General features: G+C 68.9%; 8 protein-coding genes. 6 read left to right on the forward strand and 2 right to left on the reverse strand.

Annotated elements, in window-relative coordinates; genetic code table 11:
• The coding region (locus tag ACFV4K_RS24290; RefSeq protein WP_379277936.1) for an alpha/beta fold hydrolase at positions 1–491 on the reverse strand (491 nt) is incomplete at its 3' end.
• An 89-nt stretch (positions 492–580) separates the two neighbouring features.
• On the opposite strand from ACFV4K_RS24290, the gene ACFV4K_RS24295 reads away from it, so the two are divergent.
• The gene (locus ACFV4K_RS24295; protein WP_379277937.1) at positions 581–1,432 is read left to right on the forward strand and encodes an acyl-CoA thioesterase; all 852 of its coding nucleotides are present in this window, start codon (positions 581–583) and stop codon (positions 1,430–1,432) included.
• 60 nt (positions 1,433–1,492) lie between these two features.
• Here the strand turns inward: ACFV4K_RS24295 and ACFV4K_RS24300 are convergent, their stop codons facing one another.
• Entirely contained in the window at positions 1,493–3,184 is a 1,692-nt protein-coding gene (locus ACFV4K_RS24300) for an APC family permease (RefSeq protein WP_379277948.1), read from the reverse strand.
• A gap of 223 nt (positions 3,185–3,407) precedes the next feature.
• On the opposite strand from ACFV4K_RS24300, the gene pdxT reads away from it, so the two are divergent.
• From pdxT to ruvB, 5 genes are all read left to right on the forward strand, one after another.
• Positions 3,408–4,031, forward strand: coding sequence for a pyridoxal 5'-phosphate synthase glutaminase subunit PdxT (gene pdxT, locus ACFV4K_RS24305; RefSeq protein WP_379277949.1), 624 nt, complete (start codon positions 3,408–3,410; stop codon positions 4,029–4,031).
• A gap of 53 nt (positions 4,032–4,084) precedes the next feature.
• Positions 4,085–4,837 carry a YebC/PmpR family DNA-binding transcriptional regulator gene (locus tag ACFV4K_RS24310; protein ID WP_357083651.1) on the forward strand — a complete coding sequence of 251 codons (753 nt, stop codon included), beginning with the start codon at positions 4,085–4,087 and terminating at the stop codon, positions 4,835–4,837.
• Positions 4,838–5,007: 170 nt separating this feature from the next.
• The gene (gene ruvC, locus ACFV4K_RS24315; RefSeq protein ID WP_379277939.1) at positions 5,008–5,652 is read left to right on the forward strand and encodes a crossover junction endodeoxyribonuclease RuvC; all 645 of its coding nucleotides are present in this window, start codon (positions 5,008–5,010) and stop codon (positions 5,650–5,652) included.
• A complete protein-coding gene (gene ruvA / locus ACFV4K_RS24320) occupies positions 5,649–6,254 on the forward strand; it encodes a Holliday junction branch migration protein RuvA (protein WP_357083645.1) in 606 nt (201 codons plus the stop codon). The genes ruvC and ruvA overlap by 4 nt, the downstream gene beginning before the upstream one ends.
• Before the next feature lie 6 nt (positions 6,255–6,260).
• Complete coding sequence (ruvB, locus tag ACFV4K_RS24325) at positions 6,261–7,364, forward strand: Holliday junction branch migration DNA helicase RuvB (protein WP_379277941.1); 1,104 nt, start codon at positions 6,261–6,263, stop codon at positions 7,362–7,364.
• Positions 7,365–7,372 lie beyond the last annotated feature (8 nt).

Here is a 7,372-nt window from a genome sequence, read left to right on the forward strand (position 1 = left end):
GTTCGGGGCATGGCCGGCGTACTGGCGCAGCGCGTCGAGATAGCCGGGGGCATAGAGGGATCGGGTGCGAACACCGCGGTCAGGTAGGCGCGCGTGCTGCCGGGCCGATCCAGGGCGAATTTCACGATGTTGTGGGAGACGTCGGGGAAGGTTCGGATCGTGAGCAGGCCCGCGGGCGCCTGGTCGCGGTGGACGCGCGCGGTCTCGGCGACATCCACATGGAGATCGCGTTCCCCGAGCATGAGCAGGATCGGAACCCGCAGTCGCGGAAGGGTTTCGGTGATGTCGGAGAGATAGTTCCGGCCGACGAACCGCCATCGGTCCGGTGACATGGGTTCGGAATCCGTGGTGGTCGCGCGGTAGCGCTCGTAGCTCGCGCCCTCGCGCAGCAGGACCAGGGTGTTCTCGCGCGCGATCACCAATCCGCCGACCGACAACGCCAGGGCGGCAACGCAACTGGCGGCGAGGAGCGCACGCAACTTCCACGACACGGATCTATCGTATCAGAAACGTTCGTTGATGATTCAATAGATTATTGCGGTTGTTAGCCTGAGCGGGACAAACGCGAAGGGACGGGTGCATGGCGACGATCGAAGAGGCGCTCGAAATCGAGCAACTCGAACGCGACATCTTCCGCGGCGCGTCCACCAAGACGCAGCTGCCTCGCACTTTCGGCGGGCAGGTGGCCGGACAGGCGCTGGTGGCGGCCGTGCGCACGGTGGATCCGCACTATCAGGTGCATTCGCTGCACGGGTACTTCCTGCGGCCAGGCAACCCGGAGCAACCCACCGTCTACATGGTGGAACGCATCCGTGAGGGCCGCTCCTTCTGCACCCGCCGGGTGACCGGGGTGCAGAACGGCGAGGCCATCTTCACCATGTCGGCGTCGTTCCATGTGGGCGACGAGGGCCCGGAGCATCAGGACGAGATGCCGACCGTGCCGCCGCCGTCGGACCTGCCCGACGCCAAGGAGTCCATGAGCCCGGAACGGCTGTGGGCCATGCGCGAATGGGAGCACTGGGACATCCGCACCATCCCGCAGGACGAGGTGGACCGCCGCGGCGGCCTGGCCGCCCAGCAGCAGGTGTGGTTCCGCTACCGGCACGCGCTGCCCGACGACCCGCTGTTCCACGTGTGCACGCTCGCCTATATGAGCGATATGACCCTGCTCGGCTCCTCGAAGGTCATCCACCCCGACGAGCCCACCCAGAACGCCTCGCTCGACCACGCCATGTGGTTCCTGCGCCCGTTCCGCGCCGACGACTGGCTGCTCTACGACCAGCAGTCGCCGTCGGCGGGCGCGGGCCGGGCGCTGACCGGCGGCCGGATCTGGAACCAGGCCGGGGAACTGGTGGCGGTCGTCATGCAGGAGGGGCTGACCCGCACCCTGAAGGATCCGCAGGCGCAGTCGTACCCGCCCGGAACCGCCTGAGCGACAGACGAATCGAGCGCGCCTCGGGTGCAATCCGGCGGCGCGCTCGCTGTTTCGGGGTCAGGCGGTCTGCACCCGCAGGTGACACACCACGGTGTCGGTCATCTTGCGCAGCACCCGTTCCAGCTCGTCGCTGCGATGGCTGGGCAGCACGTGATTCCACCCGGCGGGCGGCTCGATCTCGGCGATCACCACCACCTTGCGGCGTCCGGCGAAATGGTCGGCGACATAGCGCGCCACCGGGCCGCCGACGGTCGCATCGCCGTCCTCGAGCAGCACCAGGCGCACGTCCGGATGCCAGGTCTCCCATTCCTTGGTGAAGACGGTGATGTTCTCGCCCGGCAGGCACACGTGCACCGCGGTCACGTCCCGGCCCAGCGACATCGCCGCCGAGAGCGCCTCACGGCTGAGCTCCGACACCTCCGACACCGGCACCACGATCGCGGTCTCGGTGGCCTTCGGCTCGGCGGGCACGCAGCCCACGCCCCGGCAGCCGTCGATGCGCGCGTAGATGGTGCGAATCCGTTCCATGGCGGCCACCAGCATCGGCAGTACCACCACGATCAGCCACGCGCCCTCGGTGAATTTCATTGCGGTGGTGACGATCAGCGCCACGAAGGTGAGGATCGCGCCGAACCCGTTGAGCGCCGCCCGCCACCGCCAGCCCGCGGTGCGCACGCCCAGCCAGTGCCGGACCATGCCGACCTGGGCGATGGTGAAGCCCACGAACACGCCGATCGCGAACAGCGGCACCAGGGCGTTCATATCGCCGCCGGACGCGGTCAGCAGCACCGCCGACGAGACGCCCAGCGCCAGGACGCCGAAGCGGTACACCTGCCGCTGCGAACGCACCGCGAACCGGTGTGGCAGGCAGTTGTCGTCGGCCAGGATCTTGGTCAGCGTGGGCAGGCCGCCGTAGGAGGTATTGGCCGCGAGGGCCAGCAGGACGACGGTCGCGAACTGGACGATGTAGTAGGCGACGCCGTGGCCGAGCGCGGCCTCGGTCAGCTGCGACAGCACCGTTTCGCCCTCGACCGGGTGAATGGCGAACTTCCCGATCAGCGTGGCCAGGCCGATCAGCATGATGCCGAGCAGCGCGCCCAGCGCGACCTCGGCCCGCTGCGCCCGCTTGACCTTCGGTGCCGCGAAGCTGGGCACCGCGTTGGCGATCGCCTCGACACCGGTCAGCGCCGCGCATCCGCTGGAGAAGGCCTTGAGCAGCAACAGGATTCCGATGGTGCGCGCGTTCTCGGCGACGGCCGCCCCGGTGGTCACGGTCGCCGGTTCCGACCGCAGCAGCCCGGCGATGATGACGGTGAAGATGCCCAGCACGAACACGACGGTCGGGGCCATGAACACGCGGGCGCTCTCGCGGATGCCGTACAGATTGAGCACGGTGATGGCGGCCAGCACGGCCAGGCAGATCCACACCGTGTAGGGGAGCAGCTGTGGGAACGCGGAGGTCAGCGCCGCCACGCCCGCCGCGATGGAGACCGCGACATTGAGGACGTAGTCCACGATCAGTGACGCCGCGGCCACCAGACTGGTCCGCCTTCCGAGCCGCGCCTTGGCCACCGCGTACGCGCCGCCGCCGTTCGGGAAGGCCGCGATGACCTGCCGGTAGGACGCGATCAGCACGGCCAGCAGCACCACGATGGCCAGCGTCACCGGCAGCGTGAAGCCGAGTCCGGCCGCGCCCGCCGCGGCCAGCACCAGCACGATCGCCTCGGGTCCGTAGGCGACCGAGGCCATGGCGTCGAGCGACAGCCCGGCAAGTCCGGTGGCGACGGTCAGCCCGTGCCGGGTGCGCCCGGATCGCGGCGGCGGAGCGTCGACTCCGCCGCGCGGTCCGGGCGAGGTTTGCGGAAGCACATCGGTCACATCCGCGAGTGTTCACCCGAAAGCCCAAGTGGACACTCGTCCTGACGAATCCCTGACGCCCTGGGTGAGCAGGGCCACATACCCCGGCAAACGTATGCTCGACGGCGTGAAACCGACGATTGGTGTGCTGGCCCTGCAGGGCGATGTGCGCGAACACCTGCACGCTCTCGAGGCCTGTGGTGCGGAGGCGGTCCCGGTGCGCCGGGAATCCGAGCTCGCCGCCGTCGACGGTCTGGTCATCCCCGGTGGCGAATCCACCACCATCAGCAAACTGCTGGAAGTCTTCGAGCTGCTGGAACCGCTGCGGCAGCGGCTGCGCGACGGCCTGCCGGCCTACGGGTCCTGCGCTGGCATGATCCTGCTGGCCTCGGAGGTGCTCGACACCCGCCCGGACATGCAGGCCCTGCACGGCATCGATATGACGGTGCGCCGCAATGCCTTCGGCCGTCAGGTCGACTCCTTCGAGACCGATCTGGACTTCGCGGGCCTCACCGACGGCCCGGTGCGGGCGGTGTTCATCCGCGCGCCGTGGGTGGAGCGGGCCGGTGACGGCGTCGAGGTGCTGGCCCGGGTGCCGTCGGGTCCGGCCGCCGGCCGGATCGTGGCGGTGCGGCAGGGCAATGTCATCGCCACGTCCTTCCATCCGGAGGTAACCGGCGATCTGCGGGTCCACAAGCTGTTCGTCGACACCGCGGTGCGTCCGCGCGCCGGGGTCTGACGTACGCTCGAATGTCGGAAACCATTCAGCCCCCTGAAACGAGGAAGTAGGGAATGAGCGGCCACTCCAAATGGGCCACCACCAAGCACAAGAAGGCCGGGATCGACGCGAAGCGCGGCAAGCTCTTCGCCAAGTTGATCAAGAACATCGAGGTGGCGGCCCGCACCGGTGGTAGTGACCCGGACGGCAACCCGACGCTGTACGACGCCATCCAGAAGGCGAAGAAGTCGTCGGTGCCCAACGACAACATCGAGCGCGCGCGCAAGCGCGGCGGCGGTGAAGAGGCGGGCGGCGCGGACTGGCAGACCATCATGTACGAGGGCTACGGCCCCAGTGGTGTCGCTCTGCTGATCGAATGCCTCACCGACAACCGCAACCGTGCGGCCGGCGAGGTGCGTCTGGCCGTCACCCGCAACGGCGGCAATATGGCCGACGTCGGTTCGGTGTCGTACCTGTTCTCCCGCAAGGGCGTCGTGGTGCTGGACAAGGCCGGGCAGTCCGAGGACGACATCCTCGACGTGGTGCTCGACGCGGGCGCCGAGGAGATCAACGACCTGGGCGACGAGTTCGAGGTGATCTCCGAGCCCAGTGACATGATCGCGGTGCGCAGCGCGCTGCAGAAGGCCGGCATCGACTACACCTCCGCGGAGTCCGGTTTCCAGCCGTCGGTCACCGTTCCGGCGGACGTGGACCTGGCCCGCAAGGTGTTCAAGCTGGTCGACGCGCTCGAGGACAGCGACGACGTCCAGAACGTCTACACCAATGTCGACATCAGCGACGAGGTGCTGGCCGAGCTCGACGCCTGACGTCAGCTTTCACGACGCGGGCCGCTTCCCTTCCCGGGAGGCGGCCCGCGTCGCGTCTCCGGGTGCGAGTGCTGGATCCGGCCCCCGACCGGCCGTGTCGATGGACAATGTCGCGGCGGGGGTCCGTTAGACTCTCGAACAGTTGTTCGTTCACGGTGAGAGGGGTTTCGGTGCGGGTGATGGGCGTCGACCCCGGGCTCACCCGGTGCGGTCTGTCCATGGTGGTCGGCACTCTCGGCCGGCAGGTGTCCATGCTGGAGGTCGGCGTGGTGCGCACCCCGCCGGAAATGGATCTGGCGCAACGGCTTCTGCAGGTATCCGACGCCGCCGAGGCCTGGATGGACAATCACCGGCCCGAAGTCGTCGCCATCGAACGGGTCTTCTCCCAGAACAATGTCCGCACCGCCATGGCCACCGCGCAGGCGGGCGGCGTGATCGCCCTCGCGGCCGCGCGCCGCGGCATCCCGGTGCACTTCCACACCCCGTCGCAGGTGAAGGCGGCGGTCACCGGCAACGGTTCGGCGGACAAGGCGCAAGTGACCGCGATGGTGACCCGTATCCTCGGGCTGTCCGTCGCACCGAAACCCGCCGACGCCGCCGACGCGCTCGCCCTGGCCATCTGCCATTGCTGGCGTGCGCCCATGCTGGACCGCATGGCCAAGGCGGAGGCGATGGCCGAGAAACAGCGACGGCTGTACGAGGAAAGGCTTGCCCAGCAACGCGGTAACGGCCGCCCTCCGCGAAGCGGAGACGGCCAGCGCAGTGCTGGTTCCCAGCGTGGTGAATCTCCGAATCGGAAGGCGGTAACGCGGTGATCGCGTCGGTACGCGGCGAGGTGCTCGAGATCGGGCTCGACCATGTGGTGATCGAGGCGGCGGGAGTCGGCTACCGGCTCAACGCCACCCCGGCGACCCTGGCCGGATTGACCCGCGGCGAGGATTCCCGCCTCTACACGACCATGATCGTGCGCGAGGACTCCATGACCCTGTTCGGCTTCGCCGACACCGAGGCGCGAGAGTTGTTCGGGCTGTTGCAGACCGTGTCCGGCGTCGGCCCGAAGCTGGCCATGGCGGTACTCGCGGTGCTGGAGCCCGAGGCGCTGCGCAAGGCGCTCGCGGAATCGAACGTGACCGCGCTGACCCGGGTGCCCGGGGTCGGCAAGCGCGGCGCCGAGCGCATGGTGGTGGAGCTGCGCGACAAGGTGAATCTGGTTCCGGTGCAGTCCGGTCCGCCCGGATCGGGTCCCGCGCCCATGGTCACGCCGGTGCGCGAGCAGGTGGTGGACGCGCTCATCGGGCTCGGCTTCCCGGCCCGGCAGGCCGAGGGCGCGGTCGACGCGGTGCTCGCCGACGAACCCGGCATCGGCACCTCCCAGGCGTTGCGCACGGCGCTGGGCCTGCTCGGCAAGAATCGATAACCGGTCATGGCAGAGGATTTCGACGACTTCGACGACACGGATTTCGACGCGGACGAATCCAGCGTCACCGCGAGCTATCTGCAGTCCGACGGTGAGATCGAGGCCAGCCTGCGCCCGAAGTCGCTCGACGACTTCATCGGCCAGCCGCGGGTGCGCGAACAGCTGACCCTGGTGCTGCGCGGCGCGAAACTGCGCGGCGGCACCCCCGACCACGTATTGCTGTCGGGCCCACCGGGTCTGGGCAAGACGAGTATGGCCATGATCATCGCCGGTGAACTCGGCACCGCGCTGCGCCTCACCTCCGGCCCCGCCCTGGAACGCGCCGGCGACCTGGCCGCCATGCTCAGCAACCTGGTCGAGGGCGACGTCCTGTTCATCGACGAGATCCACCGCATGGCCCGCCCCGCCGAGGAAATGCTGTACCTCGCGATGGAGGACTTCCGGGTCGACGTGGTGGTCGGCAAAGGCCCCGGCGCCACTTCGATTCCCCTCGACATCGCCCCGTTCACCCTGGTCGGCGCGACCACCCGCTCGGGCGCGCTGACCGGCCCGCTGCGCGACCGGTTCGGCTTCACCGGCCACATGGACTTCTACGAGCCGCTCGAACTGCAGCAGATCCTGGAACGCTCGGCCCGAATCCTGGGCGTTCGACTGGAGTCCGACGCGGCCGCCGAGATCGCCGGGCGTTCCCGTGGCACGCCGCGTATCGCGAACCGCCTGCTGCGCCGCGTGCGCGACTACGCGGAGGTCAAGGCCGACGGTCTCGTCACTCCCGAAATCGCCCATGCCGCACTGTCGGTGTACGACGTCGACTCCCTCGGCCTGGACCGCCTCGACCGCGCGGTCCTGAGCGCGCTGATCCGCAGTTTCAACGGCGGCCCGGTGGGCGTGTCCACCCTCGCTGTCGCCGTCGGTGAGGAAGCGACCACGGTCGAGGAAGTCTGCGAACCGTTCCTGGTGCGAGCGGGTTTGGTGGCCCGCACCCCGCGCGGGCGCATCGCCACCGCTGCGGCCTGGGAACATCTGGGCTTGGTCCCGCCCCCGGACCTGGTCTTCGGTTCCATCGAGGTACGTCGGCACGAACCGCAGATGGACTTGTTCGAGCCGTAGGGCGGGGC

The sequence above is a fragment of the Nocardia sp. NPDC059764 genome, from assembly GCF_042732555.1.
Classification (GTDB): Bacteria; Actinomycetota; Actinomycetes; order Mycobacteriales; family Mycobacteriaceae; genus Nocardia.